Below are 19752 nucleotides of genomic sequence, written 5' to 3'. Positions count from 1 at the left end.
TCCTATCGGCAGGTGGCGGGCGCGTTTGTGGTAGGTGTCAGGCGCGCTTGCGGAGGTCTCAGGCGCGTCTCATGAAGGCAACAGGCGCGGACATGAAGGTCGCAGGCGCGGTTGACAGCGCGACTCGGGACGGGTCGAAACGCGCCTGCAACCTATCGGGTCGCCGTGCATGCTCCGGACGCGCCGAATCATAAAGGTCACAGGCGCGTTTTGGGGCTTGTTCCGGTAGGACACAGGTGCGTTTCGATTATCGGCAGCCATGTAAGGCGTCAGGCGCGTTTCGAATCGCCGGATTCCCCCGGATTCACTAGGTGGCAGGCGCGGTTGGCGATCGCGGCTGAACAGTAGGTGACAGGCGCGCTCCACGACGGAATCGGATGCCCCAATTGTGGTGCGGGCAGGAATCCGGTCAGCCGGGGTTTCGCGGCGAACCCGATGACCGATGGCCGCCGTCCCAGCCGATCGAGGCGCGTTGATGCTCGATTCGCCGCCAAACCGGAAAGCCGTCCGACAAGCGCGCCTGTCACCTACCCCCTGCGCGCCTGCCACCTACCGGAAACGCGCCTGCCACCCACGGGATGCGCGCCTGCCACCTACGGAACCGGACGCGACGTCGTTGCGTTGAACGGCGAAAGCGGCATAGGCTTGGTGTTCAGGATTGCGGAGAGGCACCAGATGTCGGGGCAGATCGTCGTCAAGCAGCGCCGTACGGAGACGCAGGGGCAGACTCTGCAGGGCACGCTGTTCGAACACATCGACGCCACCACGGGCCGGCGGCACAGCGTCAACATGGTCTCTCTGTACGATCTGGCCCCGAAATACGTGTTCGACAGCCCCGAATCGAAGGCCAACGGACAGGCGGCACACAGCCTGGAGCCGAGGGACCCCGCGGCGCAGGACGACCGCCTGCCGATGATCCATCGGCAGTTCTCCTTCGCCGACCAGATCTACCATCTTACGGTTGTGCCGGCGCGCATCCAGCGCCGGGTGAAGGGCAGGGATGGTCGTTTCGTCCGCGATGCCGGCGGGGCTCACATGGTGGAGGAGATCGACGCCTATCCGGGGGAACGCGAGCAGATCATCGAGGATGTGATCCGCAAGCTGGCCTCGGACCCGGCGCGCCTGTCGGTGGACAACGGCGAGGCGATCCTGCGCTTCTCCCTCTATGAGGTCTGGCAGGAGCTGCGCTCCGTCCGTCACACCCTCAGCATTCCCGAGATCAAGGAGGCGCTGATGGTCATGCGGCGCTGTACGGTCCAGATCGAGCGGCGGGGGCGGCGCAAGGTGATGATGGACTCCGGCATTTTCGCCGGTCTCGGGTTGCGGCAGCGTCCCAGCGAGACGGACGACGCCGACGACGCGTCCATTCTCGATGACGAGAGCGGCGATGCGGAAACCTTCGTGCAGTTCAACATGATGCTGCGCGAGGCGATCCGCCGCGTCGACTGGCATTCGATCTCCTACGAAGCCCTGATGAAGATCCGCAACCCGTTCTCGCGCTGGCTGTTCAAGCGCATCGCCGAGACCCTGCGGCAGGACCCTTCACAATCCGTCGTGCACATCACCGCCCGCGACATCATCCGCGATTCCGGGATGGCGGAGTGGTCGCGGTTCCGCGACATGCGGCTGCGGATCCACGACGTCGTCAAGGCGCTGGCCGACACGCAGATCGGTGCCCTCGACCGCATCGAGATCGAGGAGATCAAGGAAGGGCGGAAGTACGTCGACGTCGAGTACAATCTTTATCCCTCGCAGTCCTTCCTCGACCAGATCCGCCGCGCGGTGGCGGAGCGCTCGGTCAACGAGCGCGAACTCACCTTGGTGGTCGACAACGACGACCTCGACGAGACCGGTCGTCCCAAGCGCTTTGTTCCCGTCAGCCCGGAAGCGGCGAATCAAAGCCGGCGGCGGCGGCGGGCGGCGCTGCCGAAGGGAAGCGACGGGCAGATGCCCCTGCTGGACATTGTCAAGTAAGACAGGGGTCGTTGGTGCACAACCTGGCGCACTGACGGAGTCGGCGCTGTCCGATCGGCGATCAGGCGGCCTTGCGGAAGATCGGCATGCCCAAGCTGGTCATGATGTTCACGACCTTGCAGTTGACGGCGGCTTCAACCTTTTGCGCCGGCAGGGGCTGAGCGCTGAGGCTGCGGCCGATCAGCGGCTTGTGACTCGACATAGCCACCTCGCCCAAAGACCGCCATCCGCTTCACCACGATGCCGTGTGGATATCGTGCAAGCACTACACGCGATGCCGCTCGATCTCGGCAACGGCATGATCGGCGAGCGCCGACAGGGCCTCTGCGGGGGCGCCGTCCTGCGCCTGCACGGACATGCCTTGGATCATCGCGCCGACAAAGCGTGCGAGTGAATCGGCATTGGTTTCCCGTTTCAACTGCCCCTCGGAAATGCCACGCTCGATGCGCGCCCGGATGAGGTTGATCGTTGCCGTGCGCAGACCAGCGACATGACGCGCCACGGGTTCGTTTTCCGTCGCGCAGGTCAGCACGGCCGTCGAAACCATGCAGCCTTGCGGACGGTCCCGCCTGGTGAATTCCCCGGCCGAGTCCCGAAGGACACGCGTCAGCGCGACCACGGCATCACCCTCTTCGAGGGCCGACCTCATCGAACCGCCGACTGTCGCCTGATACCACTCCAGCGCCTCGCGGTAGAGATCGGACTTCGACGAAAAGGCGGCATAAAGACTTTGTGGCGTGATGCTCATTGCCGCCGTCAGATCAGCGATGGAGGCGCCTTCATAGCCCAGCCTCCAGAAGGTTTCGGCGGCCTTGGCCAACGCCTCGCCCCGGTCGAAGGCGCGCGGGCGGCCACGCGGTCGCGGCGCGGGTGTAGCATTTTTCACAATGGTCACTCTGGAAATAATCTCCAGGCTGCGTTATTCAGGAGTGATCGCTCCATATATACGGGGTTCCACAGACATGCGCATCCCCCTTGTAGCCGCTGCTCTCGCCGTCGCAAGCCCGGCCTTCGCCCAGCCGGCCATCGCCCCAGCGCTGGCGGCTCGCCTCGATCCGGTGATCGACAGGGCGCTGTCCGAAAAGCGGATCGTCGGCGCGGTCGTCCTGGTCGCGAAGGACGGCAAAATGGTTTATCGCCGCGCCGCCGGTTATGCCGACCGGGAGGCCGGCACCAAAATGCGCGAGGACGCGATCTTCCGCCTGGCCTCCGTCACCAAGCCGTTTGTGACCGCGGCCGCCATGCGGCTTGTCGAAGATGGGCGATTGGACCTCGACGCGCCCGTCACGCGCTGGCTGCCGGATTTCCGCCCCGCCTTGCCGGACGGTTCGATTCCGGCAATCACCATACGCCACCTGCTGACCCACACATCGGGGCTGGGCTATGCCTTCCTCGAACCGGCGGGCGGGCCGTATCATAGGCTGAACGTGTCGGACGGGCTCGACCAGCCGGGTCTGTCGCTGGATGAGAACCTGGCCCGCTTGTCGGCGGCTCCGTTGGCTTTCGCCCCCGGCGCAGGCTGGCGATACTCGCTCGGCATCGACGTGGTCGGCGGCGTGCTGGAGGCGATCGAGGGACGGAGCCTGTCCGACATCGTTCGCGATGAAGTCACGGCGCCGCTCGGCATCGACGACACCGGCTTTTCGGTGCGCGACGCCTCCCGGCTTGCCAAGGCTTATGCGGACGGCGATCCGGAGCCGGTGGCGATGACGGACGGGCAGGCCGTTCCGCTGAGGGGGCTTGCCGCGACCTTCGCGCCGTCCCGGATTCTCGATACCAAATCCTACCGATCGGGCGGTGCGGGCATGGCTGGAACGGCGTCGGACGTTCTCCGGTTTCTCGAAGCGATCCGCACCGGTGGCTCACCGATCCTGAAACCCGAGACGGTCGGGCGGATGATCCAGGATCAGGTTGGCACGGCGGCCGAGTCGCAGGGGCCGGGTTGGGGTTTCGGCTATGGCTGGGCGGTGTTGGTCGATCCGACACGGACGGGCACGCCGCAGGCCGCAGGGACGCTGCAATGGGGCGGCGCCTACGGCCACTCCTGGTTCATCGACCGTGAAAACGGCCTCGTGGTGGTTGCCCTGACGAACACCGCGTTCGAGGGCATGGCCGGGGCTTTTCCGACCGATGTGAGAAACGCCGTCTACGAATAGGCCGAGGCCGCCGTCCGCAGCCGGTCACCACCATCGGCGCCGGCCCCTGCGGTTGATTGGGCACGGCGCGGCTTTCGGGTCGCGCCCTGTCCGGCTGTCACGGTGCAGGCACGGACGCCGATGGCAGCGGTCGGTCGACGCGCCGGTGCGCGGCGCGGAAATGGCGCCACGCCAGCAGACCGAACAGGGCGCCTGTCGCCAGGGCGGTGAGGTCGATGCCCGCGATTCCCCACAGCCCGCGCGCCAGAGTCACCCCGAGATGGGCCTGACTGGTCAGCGCGTTCATCAGCGGCAGAGCCGCCCACAGCAGCGCCGCCGCCACCAGCTGCTCGCTCCAGGCCCGCTGGACACCGCGCAGCGCCGGGTGCAGGGCCGCGAGAAGCCAGGCGGCGAAGAAGGCGAGAGCCTCCGACGTCTCCCGGCCAGCCAACCCGGTGGGCAGCAGCCGATTGGCCCAGAAATAGGCGGCGATGGCGATGGGCAGCCCGACCATCACCGCCAGATTGGCGCCGTCGGCCAGCCGCAGGCCGAAGGACGGGGCGGCCTCGCGCTTGCGCCGCTTGATGATCCAATAGACCTGCCCGGTGCCGATCATCGCGGTGCCGGCCAGCCCGCACAGGATCATCGCCAGCCGCAGCGGCGTGTCGGCGAAGCGCATCATGTGCAGGCCGTAGGCGCCGGCCCGCGTCGCCGCCGCTCCGCCCGTCCCCTCCCAGACCGTCCGCACCGCGCCGGTCGTGCCGTCGAACAGGATGGCCTGCGGCCTGATCACCACCCGGTCGGAATCGGTGCGCTTGAGAAGGATGGTGGCGGCGGCGTCACCCGGGTTGTCGATGATGATCCATCCCGGCCGTCCGCCGTCCCACCGCCGCACCGCCTCCGCCAGCAGCGGTTCGATGGCGGTGAGCGGGGCGGCCCGTCCCGCCGGCGGCGGCGGCGGCGGTTCGGCGTAGACCGCCGTGTTGAAGGCCGCCGGCCGGTCGCCGAAGGCGGCCTGCAGGCCCCAGGGCATGTAGAGCAGCATCAGCGGCACCAGCCCGGTCACGGTGATCAGCGCGTGGTAGGGCAGCACGATGATGCCCAGGGCGTTGTGGACGTCCATCCACAACCGCGTGCGCGACCGTCCGGGGCGAAAGGCGAAGAAGTCCCAGAAGACCCGCCGGTGGATGACGAATCCGGTGATCAGCGCCACCAGCAGGGCCACCCCGGCGGCGCCGATCAGATAGCGCCCCACCAGGCCGGGAACGCGCAGGTCGAAGTGGAAGTAATAAAGGAAGTCGCCGCCGAAGGTCGCCCGCGCCTGCACCGGGCGGCCGTCGTCCGGCTCCAGCCACAGCTTGCGGAAGGCGGGCTGTATCCCCGGTGGGTTGTAGACGTAGACCTGGGTCGCGGTCCGCCGCTCGTCGGGCATGGTGATCAGCCAGCGCCGCGCCTGCGGCGCCTCGCGCCACAGGCTGGCGATCGCCGCCGCCGCCGCGTTGGGGCTGTCGGCCGCCTCGATCCGCTCGGGCTGCATCCAGCGGGTGATCTCGAAGCGGGCGTAGGCGGTGGTTCCGGTCAGGAAGACGCAGAACAGCAGCCAGCCGACCACCAGCCCGCCCCAATTGTGCAGCCACGTCATCGACAGGCGGAAACTGCCGTTCATACCCCGGTTCCCGTCATGCTGTTCAACAGTGAGACCGCCGCCCAGACCGCCGCCGTCAGCCCGGCGGTCCAGGCCAGGGCGCGCAGGGCGCTGGCCGCGGCGAACACCATCACCACGGTCAGGACGCAGGGCAGCAGCGCCGCCATGGTGGCGGTCAGCACCGCCTCCGCCCGGTCCTGCACGGCCGGCAGCGCCAGGGACAGCGCCGCCGCCGTTCCCGCCGCCAGGGCGTAGCCGCCGCCGACGGCGGTCGCGACCCGCAGCGCGATCTCCATCCTTCGCCTCACCAGGAATACTTCAGCGAGCCGATGACGGTGCGGCGCAGGCCGTAGTAGCAGTTGGTCGCCCGCGAGCAGGCCGCGACATACTCCTTGTCGAAGAGGTTGTTGGCGTTGATCGCCGCCTGAACGCCCTGGAGCTGCGGGCTCAGATAGGACAGGTCGTAGCGCAGGGCGGCGTCGACCAGCGTGTGGGACGGCACCTTGAAGCTGTTGGCCGGATCGCCGTAGGTGAAGCCGACGTAGCGCAGGCCGACGCCGCCGCCCAGGCCGGCCAGCGGGCCGTCCTGCACCGTGTAGTCGCCCCAGGCGGCGGCCGAATGGGTCGGCACGGCGACCGGCCGCTTGCCGCGGTCGGCGCCGTTGCTCTTGGTCACCTCGGCGTCGAGGAAGGTGTAGCTGGCCACCGCGTTCAGCCCGGCGGCGAGGCTGACGCGCGCCTCCGCCTCGAAGCCGCGCGAGCGGACCTCGCCGGTCTGGATGTTGTAGTTGGTGTGCAGCGGGTCGGCGGTGGTGACGTTCTGCTGGGTGATGGTGAAGGCCGACAGGGTGAACAGGCTGCCGGATCCCGGCGGTTCGTATTTCAGCCCGGCCTCGTACTGCTGGCCGGTGGTCGGCTCGAACGGGTTGCCGTAGAAATCGCTGCCGGCCGTCGGCTCGAAGGATTCCGAATAGCTGGCGTAGGGCGCCAGACCGTTGTCGAACAGGTAGAGCGCCCCGACGCGGCCGGTGAAGGCGTCGTCCTGCTGCGACGCCCGCCCCTGGTTCAGCCGGTTGCGCTGCTGCGTCTCGGCCCAGTCCTTGCGCCCGCCCAGCAGGACGGCGAGCCCGCCCCATTTGATCTGGTCCTGGGCGTAGACGCCGGTTTGGGTGATGCGGGTGGCGGTGCTCTGGTAGATCGGCGGGGTGGCGATCGGCAGCCCGTAGACCGGGTTGAACAGGTCGAGGTTCGGCGCCGCCGCCTGCCCGCGCAGCGTGTCGCTCCTCAGCCGCTGGTGATCGACGCCGGCCAGCACGGTGTGGCGCAGCGGGCCGGTGTCGACCTTCACCTGGACCTGGTTGTCGACGGTCAGGTCGTGGGCGCGCTCGCGGGCCGAGAAGGTGGTGCGCCGCGTGGTGCGCAGGTCGGGCAGCAGGCCGGACGCGTAGACCTGCTTGAGGTCGAGGTCGTTGTGCAGGTAGCGGGCGTTCTGCCGCACCGTCCAGCGCTCGTCGAACCGGTGTTCGAAGCGATAGCCGACGCTCATGGTCTTGCGGTCCCAGGTGTTGAAGTTGGGATCGCCCGTGAAGAGCTTGGTCGGCAGCGTGCCGTTGGGGTTGGGCAGCACCGTGCCCTGGGCCGGCAGGTAGTTCAGCGGCGAATCGTCGTAATTGTCGCGCTGGTAAAGGCCGATCAGGGTCAGGCTGGTGTCGTCGGTCGGCCGGATGGTCACGGTCGGGGCGGCGGCCAGCCGGCGGCGCTCCGCGATGTCGGTCTGGGTGTCGGTGTCCAGCGCGACGCCGGCGAACCGGTAGGAGAGCCGACCGTCGCCGGTCACGTCGCCGCCGACGTCCAGCGCGGCCTGCTTGCGACCTTGGTTGCCGGCCTGCAGCAGGATTTCATGCCGGGCGTCGGGGGAGGGCTGCTTGGTCACCATGTTGACCAGACCGCCGGGGCTGGTCTGGCCGAACAGCACCGAGGCCGGGCCCTTCAGCACCTCGACCCGCTCGAACAGGTACGGGTCGATGCCGGAGGTCAGGAAGCCGCTGCCCTTCAGCCGCAGCCCGTCGAGATACTCGTTGAAGGACACGCCGGTGGTGCCGTTGCCGCCGAAGCCGCGCACCGAGATGCCGTCGCCGCCGAAGGAGGAGGAGCCGCCGTTGCGGGCGGTCGTGACGCCGGAGGTGTAGTTCAGCACGTCGGCCAGACTCCGCACCGCCTGGGCGTCCATCTGGTCGCGGGTGACGACGGAGATCGACTGCGGCGTTTCCAGGATCGGCGTGTCGGTCTTGGTGGCGGTGGCGCTCTGGCGGGCGGCGTAGCCCATGACCGGACCGGTCGCCCGCTCGCGCGTGCCCTCGACGGTCACCGGGTCCAGCACCACCCCGCCGGTCTGCGGCCGCGACAGCACGGCGCGGCCGGGGCCGGTCATCTGGTACGACACGCCGGTGCCGGACAGCAGGCGGCGCAGTGCCTCGTCGGCGCTCATGGTTCCCGACACGCCGGGCGAGGACAGGCCGCGCGCCACCTCCGCCGGGAAGCCGACCTCCCAGCCGCTGGCCGTGCTGAAGGCGTTGAGGGCGGTGACCAGCCCTTGCGGGGCGATGTCGAAGCGCTGCCCCGTCGTTTGTCCGCCCATCGGCCCGGAAGCCTGGGCCACCTGCCCGCCGGTCTTCGCCGGTGCCGCCTGGGCGTAGCCCGCCGCCGCCACACCGATGCCGGCCACCGCCGACGACAGCAGCGCCGCCCGCAGCAGGGCCGTCCCCCGACGCCCCCGCGCACCCCAATCCATCATCCCCGCACCCATCGTAACGCATTCCCCATGATCGCGACGTATCGACCGGCCGGAGCGCACCGCTTATTGCAATTGCGACGCATTCCTAATAGCCGTGCCGACCTGACGTTTGGGGATGGTGAAAAGCGGAAATTTTTTTGAGGGCCGTTTTGCGGGCAGAGAAAGCTGGTGGACTCAGGGGCGCGGGCGCAGGATCAGCAGGGCGTCGGACACCCGCAGCGTCTCGGCCCGCACCAGCCCGGCGAGCGCCGTCGCCGTCCGCGCCGGATCGTCCAGCCGGTAATTGCCGGTGATCCGGCGGTCGGCAAGGGAATCGGGAACCAGGATCAGCCCCGGATAATAGCGGTCCAGTTCATCCAGAACCGCTCGCAGGGGGCGGTCCTCGAAGACCAGCCGGCCATCGACCCAGCCGAGCGCTGCAGACAGGTCGGCGGGGTGTTCCGCGCCGACTCCCGACGCCGTGACCACCACCTCCTCGCCCGCGCGCAGGCGCACGGCGGGGCCGCCGGGACGCGCCACGTCCACCGCGCCGTGGCGCACCGTCACCGTCACCCGGTCGTCCAGATAGCGGACGGCGAAGGCGGTGCCGACCACGGTCACCACGGCGGGACCGGCCGCGACCCGGAAGGGGCGGGAGGGGTCGGGCGTCACCTCGAAGAAGGCGGCTCCGCGCAGCAGCCGGGTCCGCCGCTCGCCCCCTTCGAGGTCGGTGGCGAGCGCCGTCCCGGTGTCCATCAGCACCTGCGATCCGTCGGCGAGTTGCAGACGCTCCTGCACGCCGGTCGCGGTGCGGTGATCGGCCTGCAGGCGCAGCGGCAGGTCGGCGGCCAGCCCCAGCCCGACCGCCACCAGGAGGCCCGCCGCCCATGCCATCGCCCGGCGCGCCAGCGGCCGGGAACGGCGCGACGGTCGGAGGGGGACCGTCGGCGCAGCGTTGCGCGGCGCCGCGTTCGGAACGGCTGTGGCCGAAACCGCTGTGGGCGAAACCGTTGTCGCTGCCAGCGCTTCGGTGAGGAGGGGCGAGGCCCACATGTCCTGCGCCAGGGCCCAGGCGCGGGCGTTGCGGGGATCGGCGGCGCACCAGTCGGCACAGGCCCGCCGGCACTCCTCTCCCGCATCCTCCGCCTGCAGACGGATGAACCAGTCGAGCGCCTGCTCCAGCGGCAAGGAGGGGTCGGTGTCGTCAGGCATGGGTGTCGCGGGTGGTGCCGTCACGGTTTGTCTCTTTGTAAGACGTTCGGGCCGGCGGAAACCCGCAATCCTTCCCGGTCGAGCCGGGCGAACACCTCCAGGCAGGCCAGCAGGGCGGCCTTCAGATCCTTCTGCACCGTGCTGACCGAGACGTCGAGCCGCTCGGCGATCTCCGCGTGGGACAGCCCCTCCATCCGGTTCAGCAGAAGAATGCGGCGCTGCCGCTCGGACAGGGTCGCCAGCGCGGCGTTCATCCGGGCCAGCCGCTGGCGGTCGCCCGTCTGGGTTTCCGGAGAGGGCAAGGGGGCGGCGACCTCCTCCACGCCTTCGACGGTGGTGTCCTGCACGACCACCCCGGCGAGCCTGCGCTCCCGCCGCAGATGGTCGAAGGCCAGGTTGCGCGCCGTCTGGAACAGGAAGGGCAGGGGATGATCCACCGGCCGGTCGCGTTCCGCCGCCCTTACCTTGAGATAGGCCTCGTGCGCCAGATCCTCGGCGGTGGCGGCGCTGCCGACCATGCGGGACAACAGGCGGACCAGCGTGCTTCGGTGTCCCATGAAAAGAGCGTCGAGCGACGGCTTGGCGGTGTCAGCCATGCACCACCGGACGAGGAACCGGCGCCTTCACGCGGTGCGGGTCGGGCAGGCGATGCAGATCGGGCATGGCGTCGCCCCGTTTCTCCACAGAAAAGCGGCGTCGCCGCGCCATGACCGGTGCATGACGGCGGCAATATACTTAGAATGCGTATCATTCGCAATGAAATGTTCCGCCTGGGGAACCGCCGTGCACCGGGGCACGGCGGTTCCCCGTGGGTCAGCGGGCCAGCTCGAAGCGGATCGGCTGTGCGCCCTGCCACAGGGTGCGCTTGCCGAGTTCGGCCAGATTCTCCAGCCCCTCGGTGATGGTGATGAAGTGGTTGCCGGCGAGCTGGCCCATCTTGCTGGAGAACTGCACGCCGCCGTAGGCCAGCAGGATCTCGGTCTCGCTGATGCCGCCCGGATAGAGGATGATCTGGCCCGGCGCCGGGTGGCTGGTGTGGTTCTCGTAGCCGAGGCCGAAATCGGTGTCGCCCAGCGGAATCCACACGCCTTCGCCGCTCCAGCGGACATGGACGATCTGGCCCTCGTAGGGCAGCAGGCTGCGGAACTTGGCGCAGGTCTTCGGCGCGGCGGCCGACTCAAAGCGGGCGCCGAAGGTGAAGGGGCCGGCGGTGATGGTCAGGGCGTCCATGGTGTGGCGGTCCTCATTTCTTGGTTTCTCATAGGCCCCACCCTAAACCCTCTCCGGTCCGGTGGGGGAGGGGCAGGGTGGGGGGAAGGTGCTTTCTCAGACCGCCGCCACCTTCGGCCGCGCCAGATCCGGCGTGTCGCAGCGCAGGAAGGCGCCGCGGCCGGGCTGCGCCACGCAGGCGCCGCCCTCCACCACGACCTCGCCGCGCGACAGCACGGTTTCCGGCCAGCCGGTCACCTCCAGCCCCTCGTAAGGGGTGTAGTCGACGTTGTGGTGAAGCATGGCGTTGGTGATGGTGACCTTGCGGTCCGGGTCGTAGATCACGATGTCGGCGTCGGCGCCGATGGCGAGGCTGCCCTTGCGCGGGTGCAGGCCGTACATCTTGGCCGGGTTGGTCGAGGACAGCTCGACGAAGCGCTGCAGGCTGATGCGGCCCTTCTTGACGCCCTCCGAGAACAGGATGGGCAGCCGCGTCTCGATGCCCGGCACGCCGTTGGGGATCCAGTTGAAGGGGGTGTTGGCGCCGTGCAGCATCTTGCCCTTGGGGTCCTGGTAGCGGAACGGCGCGTGGTCGGACGACACGATGTGGAAGGTGCCGCCGGCCAGCGCGTCCCAGACGTCCGCCTGGTTGGCCTTGTCGCGCGGCGGCGGGCTGCAGATGCACTTGGCCCCCTCCATTCCGTGGCCGTGCAGGTCGTGCTCGGTCAGCACCATGTATTGCGGGCAGGTTTCGGCGTAGATCCGCATGCCGCGGCCCTGCGCCCAGTGGATCTGCTCGATCGCCTCGCGGCCCGAGACATGGACGATCAGGATCGGCACGTCGGCCAGCTCGGCCATGGCGATGGCGCGGTGGGTCGCCTCGCGCTCCACCAGCATCGGCCGGGAATCGGCGTGGTAGCGCGGCGCGGTGTGGCCGGCGGCGAGCAGCTTGTCGGTCAGCCAGCCGATGAAGTCGGCGTTCTCGGCGTGGATCATCGCCATGGCGCCGTCGCGCCGGGCGACGCTCAGCAGTTCCAGCACCTGCCGGTCGTTCAGCTTCATGTCGTCGTAGGTCATGTAGATCTTGAACGACGTATAGCCGTCATGGATCAGCGCCGGCAGGTCCTGGCCGAGAAGCTGGTCGGTCGGGTCGCTGACGATGAGGTGGAAGGCGTAGTCGATCACCGCCTTGCCGTCGGCCCGCCGGTGGTAGTCGGTCACCGCGTCGCGCAGCGACTGGCCCTTGAACTGGCAGGCGAAGGGGATGACCGTCGTGGTCCCGCCGCAGGCCGCCGAGCGCGTGCCCGTCTCGAAATCGTCGGCCGACTGCGAGCCGTCGCTGGTCGGCTGGTCGAGGTGGCAATGGCCATCGACGCCGCCGGGCAGCACCAGCTTGCCGGTCGCGTCGATCTCGCGCGCACCCGGTCCCAGCCCGGTGCCGATGGCGGCGATGCGGCCACCGATCACGCCGAGGTCGGCGGCGAACACGTCGGACGCGGTGGCCAGCGTGCCATGGCGGATCACGGTGTCGAACTGCGGCATGGAACTCTCCTCGGTCCCGAAGGACGGGTCTTGCGGTTGCTGGTTTATACCGTCGCGACTGCGGCGGCGCGCCCACATGGGCGCGGAAAAGCCTGCGTGGCGTTTGAACGCAATACGACACGCCGATTCATTGGCGTGTCGGTACTACAAAAAATAGCCGCCCGGATTGGCCTCGGCGGCGATGGCGCGGCGGGCGTCGTCCTGGAGGTTGCGCAGATGCGCCAGCATGGCGGCCTTGGCCGCGGCGGCGTCGCGCCGCTCGACCGCCTCCAGCACCGCCCGGTGCTCCGTGTCGATCTCGCTCTTGCGGTGGAAGGCGCTCGAGATGCGGAACAGGCGGGCGACGACGCGCATGCGCGTGATGGTCTCGGCCAGCGTCGCGTTGCCGCTGACGCGGGCGAAGAAGCTGTGGAAGTGGTTGTCGTAGAGCCAGTGCTGCATGTCGTCCTCGCCGCCGTCCAGCGCGTCGAGCCCGCGCCGCAGCTCGGCGAGGTCGGCGTCTTCCACCAGCGGCACCGCCGTCTCGATGGCGTGGCACTCCAGCAGCTCGCGCATCTGCATGCACTCGAAGAACTCGCGGGCCGAGACGACGCGGACGCGGTAGCTGCGCTCGCTGGTGCGCTCCAGCAGCCCCTCGCCGACCAGCCGGACCAGCGCCTCGCGCATCGGGGTGCGCGACACGCTCAGCCGCTCGGCCAGCCGCCCCTCCGGCACCTCGGCGCCGCCGGGGATCTGGCGGCTGAGGATCAGCTCGCGCAGATGCCCGTAGGTCTGGTCGCCGAGGTTGGCGGGCCGGGGGAACAGCGGATCGGCCGGGGGAGGGGTCATGACCGGAGCCTCACTGGCCGTCGACGATCGCGATGTTGCGGTAGGCGCGGCCGAAATGGCGCTCGATGCGGCGCTGGACGATGTCCCACAGCGAGGTCATCAGCAGATAGTAGAGCGCGGCCACCGTGAACAGCTCCAGCACCATGAAGCGTTCCTGGATGAGCAGCTGGGTGCTGCGCAGCAGTTCCTCCATCGAGATGACGGAGGTGACCGAGGTCGTCTTCAGCAGCCCGTTCACGCTGTTGCCGAGCGCCGGGATGATGATGCGGATGGCTTGCGGCAGCACGATGTAGACCATCACCTGGGCCGAGTTCAGGCCGAGCGCGCGGCCGGCGTTGCTCTGCCCGGCGGCGACGCCGAGGATGCCGCCGCGGATGATCTCGGCCAGATAGGCGGCCTCGTTCAGGATCAGGCCGATCAGCGCGGATTCCGTCACCGACAGCTTGATGCCGATCTGCGGCAGGCCGGTGTAGATGATGATGAGCTGGACCAGCAGCGGCGTGCCGCGGAACACCCAGATGTAGGCCTGCGCCGCCGCCGATACCCAGCGGTAGGGCGACAGCCGCAGCAGCGCCAGCAGGCAGCCGACCACCAGACCGCCGGCGATGCCCGCCAGCGTCAGCCACAGGGTCGTGATCGCTCCGCTGAGCAGATACCCGTTGAACAGGTAGTCGAAGAAGCCGTCCCAGTTCCAGCCGCTGGTCATTCCATCACCCTCTCGTTCTTATCCGGTGCGCGGGCAGCGGCCGGGACGAGCCCCGCCGCCGCCCGCACCCACTCACATGCCGGGGCCGTTGACCTTGAAAGCGCCGTCGTTGGGCAGCAGGCCGTACTCTTCCATCAGGGCCTTGTACGAGCCGTCCTTCTGCATGTCGTTGAGCACGCCGACCACCGCCTCGCTCAGCGCCTTGCTCTTCATCGCCAGGGCGACCGGGGTCGGGAACAGGCCGTGCAGGGCGCGGTCGAAGTCGCCGCGCTTGCTGTACTCGGTCGCCGTCGGGTCGATGGCCACCGACGCCTCGGTCTGGCCGGCGCGCAGGGCCTGGTAGGCCGTGGCGAAGTTGTCGAAGGTCTTGATCTCGATCGGCTTCAAACCCTTGGCGACAATCATCTTGTCGAGCTCGCGCAGCTTGCGCTCCTCGAAGCCGCCCAGTTCGACGCCGACCGGGCGGCCCGACAGGTCTTCCGGCTTGGTGATCTTCAGCGGGTTGCCCTTGGACACCGAGATGCTGATGGCCTGGGATTCATAGTTGATCATCGGCATCATCTTGGCCCGCTCCTCGGTCCAGAAGATGCCGGTGTTGATGAGGTCCCAGCGGCCAGCCTGGAGGCCGGGGATCATCGCCGAGAACTCGATGCGGACATACTCCGGCGTCAGGCAGAGCCGCTTGGCGATCTCGTTGCCCAGCGTGATGCGCATGCCCTTCAGCACGCCATTGGAGTCGACGAACTGCATCGGCGGCAGGGTCGGGTTGGTCGACATCACCAGCGTGCCGGGCTTGACCAGCTCGGAATCGGCGACCGCCGGCTTGCAGGCGGTTTGGGCGGCGGCCGGCAGCGCGAACAGGGTCAGGCCGGCGGCGATCAGCAGTGTACGAATGGTCATCGTGGTCACCTTCTCTCGTGTTCAGGCGAAGTGATCAGGCGAGGGAATCGATCAGCCCGTAAGCCGCCAGATCGGCGCGCAGGGCCTCGGCATCGCCCGCCGGCAGCGGCAGGCGCGGCGCGCGCGGATCGCCCACGGCCAGGCCCATCATGCCCAGCCCGGTCTTCGACGCGGCGACGTAGCGGTGGCCGCCGACCCAGCGGACGATCGGCAGCATCTTCTTATAGAGCGCCAGCGCCTGGTCCTTGTCGTTGTGGTCGGCCACCAGCTCGAACAGCCGGGCCGAATCCCGCGGGATCAGGTTGGAGCAGACGGCGACCCAGCCCTGGGCGCCGAGCCAGAAGGATTCGTAGCCGAGGATGCCGGCGAACACCGTCATGCGGTCGCCGCACAGCTCGATGATGTCGCGGACCCGCGTCACCTCCAGCGTCGATTCCTTGATGTAGAGCACGTTGTCGATCTCGCTCAGCCGCGCGACGATCGGCGGGGTGAGGTCGACGTTGGCGGTTGCCGGGTTGTTGTAGATCATCACCGGCAGCGAGATCGCCTCGCCGATGCGGCGGTAATGCTCGAACAGCTCGTCGGGCGTCGGGGAGCTGTAATAGGGCGGGATCACCATGATCCCGTCGGCGCCCATCCGCTCCGCTTCCTTGGCGTGGGCGACCGCGTCGCGGGTCCATTCGGCGCCGGTGCCGATCAGCACGGGCACGCGGCCCGCCGATTCCTGCACGCAGATCTCGATGACCTGTGCCCGCTCCTCCGGGGTCATCGACAGGAACTCGCCGGTGCTGCCGAGCGGGATCAGCCCGTGGATGCCCTGCTCGATCTGCCAGTTCACCAGCTTTTTCAGGGCCGGAACGTCCACCGCACCACCGTCGGCGGTGAAGGGGGTGATGAGAACCGTGTAGGTGCCGCGCAATGCCGTCATGGGTTCCCCCAAGCTCCTGCCTAATTTTTGACCTTGCCTAAATACTACTCGTATACTATCTGTATACAGGAATCCAGCGCATTTTGACGCACCTTCAAAAAGCCGCTTTCCACCGCAATCCGGACACAGCCGCCCGCCCATGCGCCTCGAACATCCCAGCGTCCGCCGCGACGGCGCCCTCATCGAGATCACCTACGACGGCGAGCGGATTCCCGCGCTGGCCGGGGAGACCGTGGCGGCCGCCCTGGCGGCGCACGGCGTCGCCGCCTACCGCCACACCCGCGACGGCGGGCGGCGCGGCCTCTATTGCGGGATGGGCGCCTGCTTCGAGTGTCTGGTGACGGTGGACGGCAAGGCCAGCCAGCGCGCCTGCCTGACCAAGGTGGCCAAGGGGCAGGTCGTCCGCTCGCAGCCGCCGGCCGGCACCGCCGCCGACCCGCTGGCCCCGCTGGTGCCGCCGCCGCAGGGTGCTGCGCCGGAGGAGCGGACGCCGGACCTTCTGGTGCTCGGCGCCGGCCCGGCCGGTCTGGCGGCGGCGGAAGCGGCGGCGCGGCGCGGCGCCGACGTGGTCGTGCTCGACGAGCGGCCGCAGAGCGGCGGCCAGTATTTCAAGCCACTCGCCCCCTCGTACCACGCCGACCGTCCGACCGACCGCCAGTTCCGCGCCGGGCGCGCCCTGGTCGACGCGGCGCGGCTGGCCGGCGCGACGATCGTCCAGGAGGCGACGGTGTGGGGCGCCCACGCCCCGGACGAGGTCGTCGCCGTCGTCGCCGGGCGCGAGACCGTCTACCGGCCGCGCCGGCTGGTGATCGCCAGCGGCGCCTACGAGCGGCCGGCGCCCTTCGCCGGCTGGACGCTGCCCGGCGTGATGACGACCGGGGCCGGGCAGACCCTGGCGCGCGCCTACCGGGTGGCGCCCGGGCGGCGGGTGGTGATCGCCGGCAACGGCCCGCTCAATCTGCAACTGGCCTGCGAGCTGGTGGAGGGCGGCGTCACGGTGGCCGCCGTCCTGGAAAGCGCGCCGCGCCCGTCGCCCGCCCAGTGGCGCGCCCTGTGGACGGCCGTGCGCTCGGCCCCCGGCCTGATCGGCGACGGCGCCCGCTATCTGCTGAGGCTGCGGCGCGCCGGGGTGCCGGTGCTGTGGTCGCATGGGGTTGTCGAAGCGGAGGGCGCGGCGGAGCGTCTGGAGCGTGTGCGCTACGCCCCGCTCGGCGCCGACGGCGCCCCCCGGCTGGCCGAGGCGGTCGCCGTCCCCGCCGACGCGCTGTGCCTGGGCTACGGCTTCATCCCCTCGACCGAGATCGCCCGCGCGCTCGGCTGCGCCCACCGGCTGGTCGACCGCCATCTCGGCTACCTCGCCACCGAGACGGCGGAGGACGGCGCCACCAGCCTGCCCGGCGTCTTCGCGGTCGGCGACGGCGTCGATCTCGGCGGGTCGAAGGTGGCGCAGGCGCGCGGAACCCTTGCCGGGATCGCCGCCGCCGCCCAGCTCGGCTTCGCCGACACCGACCCGGAGCAGGGCCGCCGGGCGCGGACCGACCTGCGGCGGGCCGAGAGTTTCCAGGCCGCGCTGTGGTCGATCTACCAAGCGCCGCCGCTGCGGCTCGACGCCGTGCCCGACGAGGCGGTGCTGTGCCGCTGCGAGGAGGTGACCTTCGGTCAGGTCCGCGCCGAGATCGCCGCCGGCCATGACAGCCTCGCCGCGCTGAAGCGCAACACCCGGCTCGGCATGGGCCGCTGTCAGGGCCGCTACTGCGCCGCGACCGCCGCCCTGCTGCTGGAGCAGGCCACCGGCCGGCCGCGCGCCGCCGAGCAGTATCTGGCGCCGCGCCTGCCGGCCAAGCCGATGCCGGCCGGCGCCTTCGCCTTCGAGAAGCCGGAATGGGGCGGCCACCAGCGCGCCATCACCCCCAACCTCGCCCGCCCGTTGGAGGATGGCCCTCTGCCCGACCAGGAGGCCGAGATCCTGATCGTCGGCGGCGGCGTGGTCGGTGCCTGCCTCGCCTACTACCTGACCCAGGCCGGCCGCGACGTGCTGGTGGTCGAGCGTGGCGACACCAACCTGCAGGCGTCGGGCGCCAACGCCGGCAGCCTGCACGTCCAGCTCCTGTCCTTCGACTTCGGCGCCAAGGCCGAGGCGGGCGGCGGCCCGGCGGCGGCGACGCTGGCGCTCGGCCCGCGCTCCATCGCGCTGTGGCGCGACCTGGAGCGCGCCTGCGGCGTCGACTTCGAGCTGGCCGTCACCGGCGGGCTGATGGTCGCCGACAGCCCGGCCGGCATGGACTTCCTGCGCGCCAAGGCGGCGCTGGAGCGGCGCTACGGCGTCGAGAACGCTATCATCGACGCGGCCGAGCTGCGCCGCCTCGCCCCCGCCTTGTCGGAGGAATTGGTCGGCGCCGAATACGCGCCGCAGGAGGGCAAGATCAACCCGCTGCGCGCGACCTACGCCGTGCTGGAGCAGGCGCGCCGCCAGGGCGCCCGCTTCCTGCGCGGGGTCAACGTCACCGGCATCGCCGCGGCCCCTGCGGTGGAGGGCGGCGGCTGGCGGGTGGAGACCCCGCGCTGCCGCATCCGCGCGAAGCAGATCATCAACGCCAGCGGCCCCTGGGCGCGCGAGACCGGGCGGCTGGTCGGCATCGACGTGCCGGTGCACAGCGCGCCGCTGCAGATGATCGTCACCGAGCCGGCGCCCAAGCTGGTCAGCCAGCTCGTCGCCCACGCCGACCGCCATCTCAGCCTGAAGCAGGCGGTCACCGGCGGGCTGATCATCGGCGGCGCCTGGACCGCCGTCTTCGACCCGGCGCGCCGCTTCAACACGGTGTCGCGCTCCAGCATCGAGGGCAACCTGTGGGTCGCCCGCCATGTGCTGCCGCAGATCGCCGGGCTGCATGTGGTGCGCGCCTGGGCGGCGATGAACATCAACATCGACGGCGCGCCGATCATCGGTCCGGTGCCTGGATTGCCCGGATTCTTCAACACGGTGACGTCGAACGGCTACACGCTGGCCCCGGTCGTCGCCCGCATGACCGCCGACCTGCTGCTGTACGGCCGCACCGACATCGACCCGACGCCCTTCCTGCTCGACCGGTTCCGCTGACCGCCCCTTCCCATCCAACGCCCGGCGCCGCAGGGCGCCGCCCATCCGCAAGAGAAGCCGCATGATCGCCATCGAGAACGTCAGCAAGCACTACGGCACCTTCCAGGTCCTGAAGAACTGCACGACCACCGTGCGGAAGGGGGAGGTCGTGGTGGTCTGCGGCCCCTCCGGCTCGGGCAAGTCGACGCTGATCAAGTGCGTCAACGGGCTGGAGCCCTTCCAGTCCGGCCGCATCCAGGTGGACGGCATCGACGTCGGCGGGCGGAGCACCAAGATGACGGCGCTGCGCGCCCGCGTCGGCATGGTGTTCCAGAACTTCGAGCTGTTCCCCCACCTGACCATCATGCAGAACCTGACCCTGTCGCAGCGCAAGGTGCTGGGCCGCCCGACGGTCGAGGCCGAGGCCAAGGGCGAGGCGCTGCTGACGCGGGTCGGGCTGGCCAGCCAGGCGCACAAGTTCCCCGGCCAGCTCTCCGGCGGTCAGCAGCAGCGCGTCGCCATCGCCCGCGCCCTGGCGATGGACCCGATCGCCATCCTGTTCGACGAGCCGACCTCGGCGCTCGACCCGGAGATGATCAACGAGGTGCTCGACGTCATGGTCGAGCTGGCCAACGAGGGCATGACGATGATCTGCGTCACCCACGAGATGGGCTTCGCCCGCAAGGTCGCCCACCGGGTGATCTTCATGGACCATGGCAGCATCATCGAGGACTGCACCAAGACCGAGTTCTTCGAGACCCAGCGCTCGGAGCGCGCCACCCAGTTCCTCGCCAAGATTTTGCAGCATTGAAAAGGGCGCCGCG

Annotated in this window: 16 protein-coding genes and 1 pseudogene; 4 read left to right on the top strand and 13 right to left on the bottom strand. The window is 69.5% G+C overall.

Annotated elements, in window-relative coordinates:
• The first annotated feature begins 675 nt into the window (after positions 1 to 675).
• Positions 676 to 1974: a plasmid replication protein gene (locus tag FHW79_RS13745; RefSeq protein ID WP_183179441.1), complete on the top strand. Its 1299-nt coding sequence runs from the start codon at positions 676 to 678 to the stop codon at positions 1972 to 1974.
• A 61-nt stretch (positions 1975 to 2035) separates the two neighbouring features.
• Here FHW79_RS13745 and FHW79_RS13740 read toward each other — a convergent pair.
• Positions 2036 to 2203, bottom strand: a pseudogene (locus tag FHW79_RS13740) (IS5/IS1182 family transposase); the annotation flags it as partial.
• A gap of 36 nt (positions 2204 to 2239) precedes the next feature.
• Positions 2240 to 2869 carry a TetR/AcrR family transcriptional regulator gene (locus FHW79_RS13735; protein WP_183179439.1) on the bottom strand — a complete coding sequence of 210 codons (630 nt, stop codon included), beginning with the start codon at positions 2867 to 2869 and terminating at the stop codon, positions 2240 to 2242.
• Between the two features lie 67 nt (positions 2870 to 2936).
• Between FHW79_RS13735 and FHW79_RS13730 the strand changes: the two genes are divergently transcribed.
• The gene (locus FHW79_RS13730) at positions 2937 to 4130 is read left to right on the top strand and encodes a serine hydrolase domain-containing protein (protein WP_183179438.1); all 1194 of its coding nucleotides are present in this window, start codon (positions 2937 to 2939) and stop codon (positions 4128 to 4130) included.
• 97 nt (positions 4131 to 4227) lie between these two features.
• On the opposite strand, the gene FHW79_RS13725 is transcribed toward FHW79_RS13730, so the two are convergent.
• From FHW79_RS13725 to dapA, 11 genes are all read right to left on the bottom strand, one after another.
• Entirely contained in the window at positions 4228 to 5775 is a 1548-nt protein-coding gene (locus tag FHW79_RS13725; RefSeq protein WP_183179437.1) for a PepSY-associated TM helix domain-containing protein, read from the bottom strand.
• Positions 5772 to 6050 carry a hypothetical protein gene (locus FHW79_RS13720; protein ID WP_211108267.1) on the bottom strand — a complete coding sequence of 93 codons (279 nt, stop codon included), beginning with the start codon at positions 6048 to 6050 and terminating at the stop codon, positions 5772 to 5774. Before FHW79_RS13720 ends, FHW79_RS13725 begins: the two co-directional genes overlap by 4 nt.
• Before the next feature lie 8 nt (positions 6051 to 6058).
• Positions 6059 to 8548 (bottom strand): TonB-dependent siderophore receptor, encoded by a 2490-nt coding sequence (locus FHW79_RS13715; protein ID WP_247884350.1) that lies wholly within the window; start codon positions 8546 to 8548, stop codon positions 6059 to 6061.
• Between the two features lie 174 nt (positions 8549 to 8722).
• Positions 8723 to 9739 (bottom strand): FecR domain-containing protein, encoded by a 1017-nt coding sequence (locus FHW79_RS13710; protein ID WP_183179434.1) that lies wholly within the window; start codon positions 9737 to 9739, stop codon positions 8723 to 8725.
• Between the two features lie 20 nt (positions 9740 to 9759).
• A complete protein-coding gene (locus FHW79_RS13705) occupies positions 9760 to 10335 on the bottom strand; it encodes an RNA polymerase sigma factor (protein WP_183179433.1) in 576 nt (191 codons plus the stop codon).
• Positions 10336 to 10552: 217 nt separating this feature from the next.
• Complete coding sequence (locus FHW79_RS13700; RefSeq protein WP_040137713.1) at positions 10553 to 10969, bottom strand: DUF3830 family protein; 417 nt, start codon at positions 10967 to 10969, stop codon at positions 10553 to 10555.
• Between the two features lie 96 nt (positions 10970 to 11065).
• Positions 11066 to 12490, bottom strand: coding sequence for a dihydropyrimidinase (gene hydA, locus FHW79_RS13695; RefSeq protein ID WP_183179432.1), 1425 nt, complete (start codon positions 12488 to 12490; stop codon positions 11066 to 11068).
• A gap of 144 nt (positions 12491 to 12634) precedes the next feature.
• Positions 12635 to 13318: a GntR family transcriptional regulator gene (locus FHW79_RS13690; protein WP_183179431.1), complete on the bottom strand. Its 684-nt coding sequence runs from the start codon at positions 13316 to 13318 to the stop codon at positions 12635 to 12637.
• A 10-nt stretch (positions 13319 to 13328) separates the two neighbouring features.
• A complete protein-coding gene (locus tag FHW79_RS13685; protein ID WP_094305872.1) occupies positions 13329 to 14024 on the bottom strand; it encodes an amino acid ABC transporter permease in 696 nt (231 codons plus the stop codon).
• Between the two features lie 72 nt (positions 14025 to 14096).
• Positions 14097 to 14924, bottom strand: a complete 828-nt coding sequence (locus FHW79_RS13680) for an ABC transporter substrate-binding protein (RefSeq protein ID WP_183179430.1) — start codon at positions 14922 to 14924, stop codon at positions 14097 to 14099.
• Between the two features lie 34 nt (positions 14925 to 14958).
• Positions 14959 to 15852 carry a 4-hydroxy-tetrahydrodipicolinate synthase gene (gene dapA / locus FHW79_RS13675; RefSeq protein WP_183179429.1) on the bottom strand — a complete coding sequence of 298 codons (894 nt, stop codon included), beginning with the start codon at positions 15850 to 15852 and terminating at the stop codon, positions 14959 to 14961.
• A 139-nt stretch (positions 15853 to 15991) separates the two neighbouring features.
• Between dapA and FHW79_RS13670 the strand changes: the two genes are divergently transcribed.
• Together FHW79_RS13670 and FHW79_RS13665 are read left to right on the top strand one after the other, a co-directional pair.
• Positions 15992 to 18949 carry an FAD-dependent oxidoreductase gene (locus FHW79_RS13670; RefSeq protein ID WP_183179428.1) on the top strand — a complete coding sequence of 986 codons (2958 nt, stop codon included), beginning with the start codon at positions 15992 to 15994 and terminating at the stop codon, positions 18947 to 18949.
• A 61-nt stretch (positions 18950 to 19010) separates the two neighbouring features.
• Positions 19011 to 19739 (top strand): amino acid ABC transporter ATP-binding protein, encoded by a 729-nt coding sequence (locus tag FHW79_RS13665; protein ID WP_183179427.1) that lies wholly within the window; start codon positions 19011 to 19013, stop codon positions 19737 to 19739.
• Positions 19740 to 19752 lie beyond the last annotated feature (13 nt).

The sequence above is a fragment of the Azospirillum sp. OGB3 genome (genome assembly GCF_014192915.1).
GTDB lineage: Bacteria > Pseudomonadota > Alphaproteobacteria > Azospirillales > Azospirillaceae > Azospirillum.
This window is presented reverse-complemented; position numbering and strand designations above follow the sequence as displayed.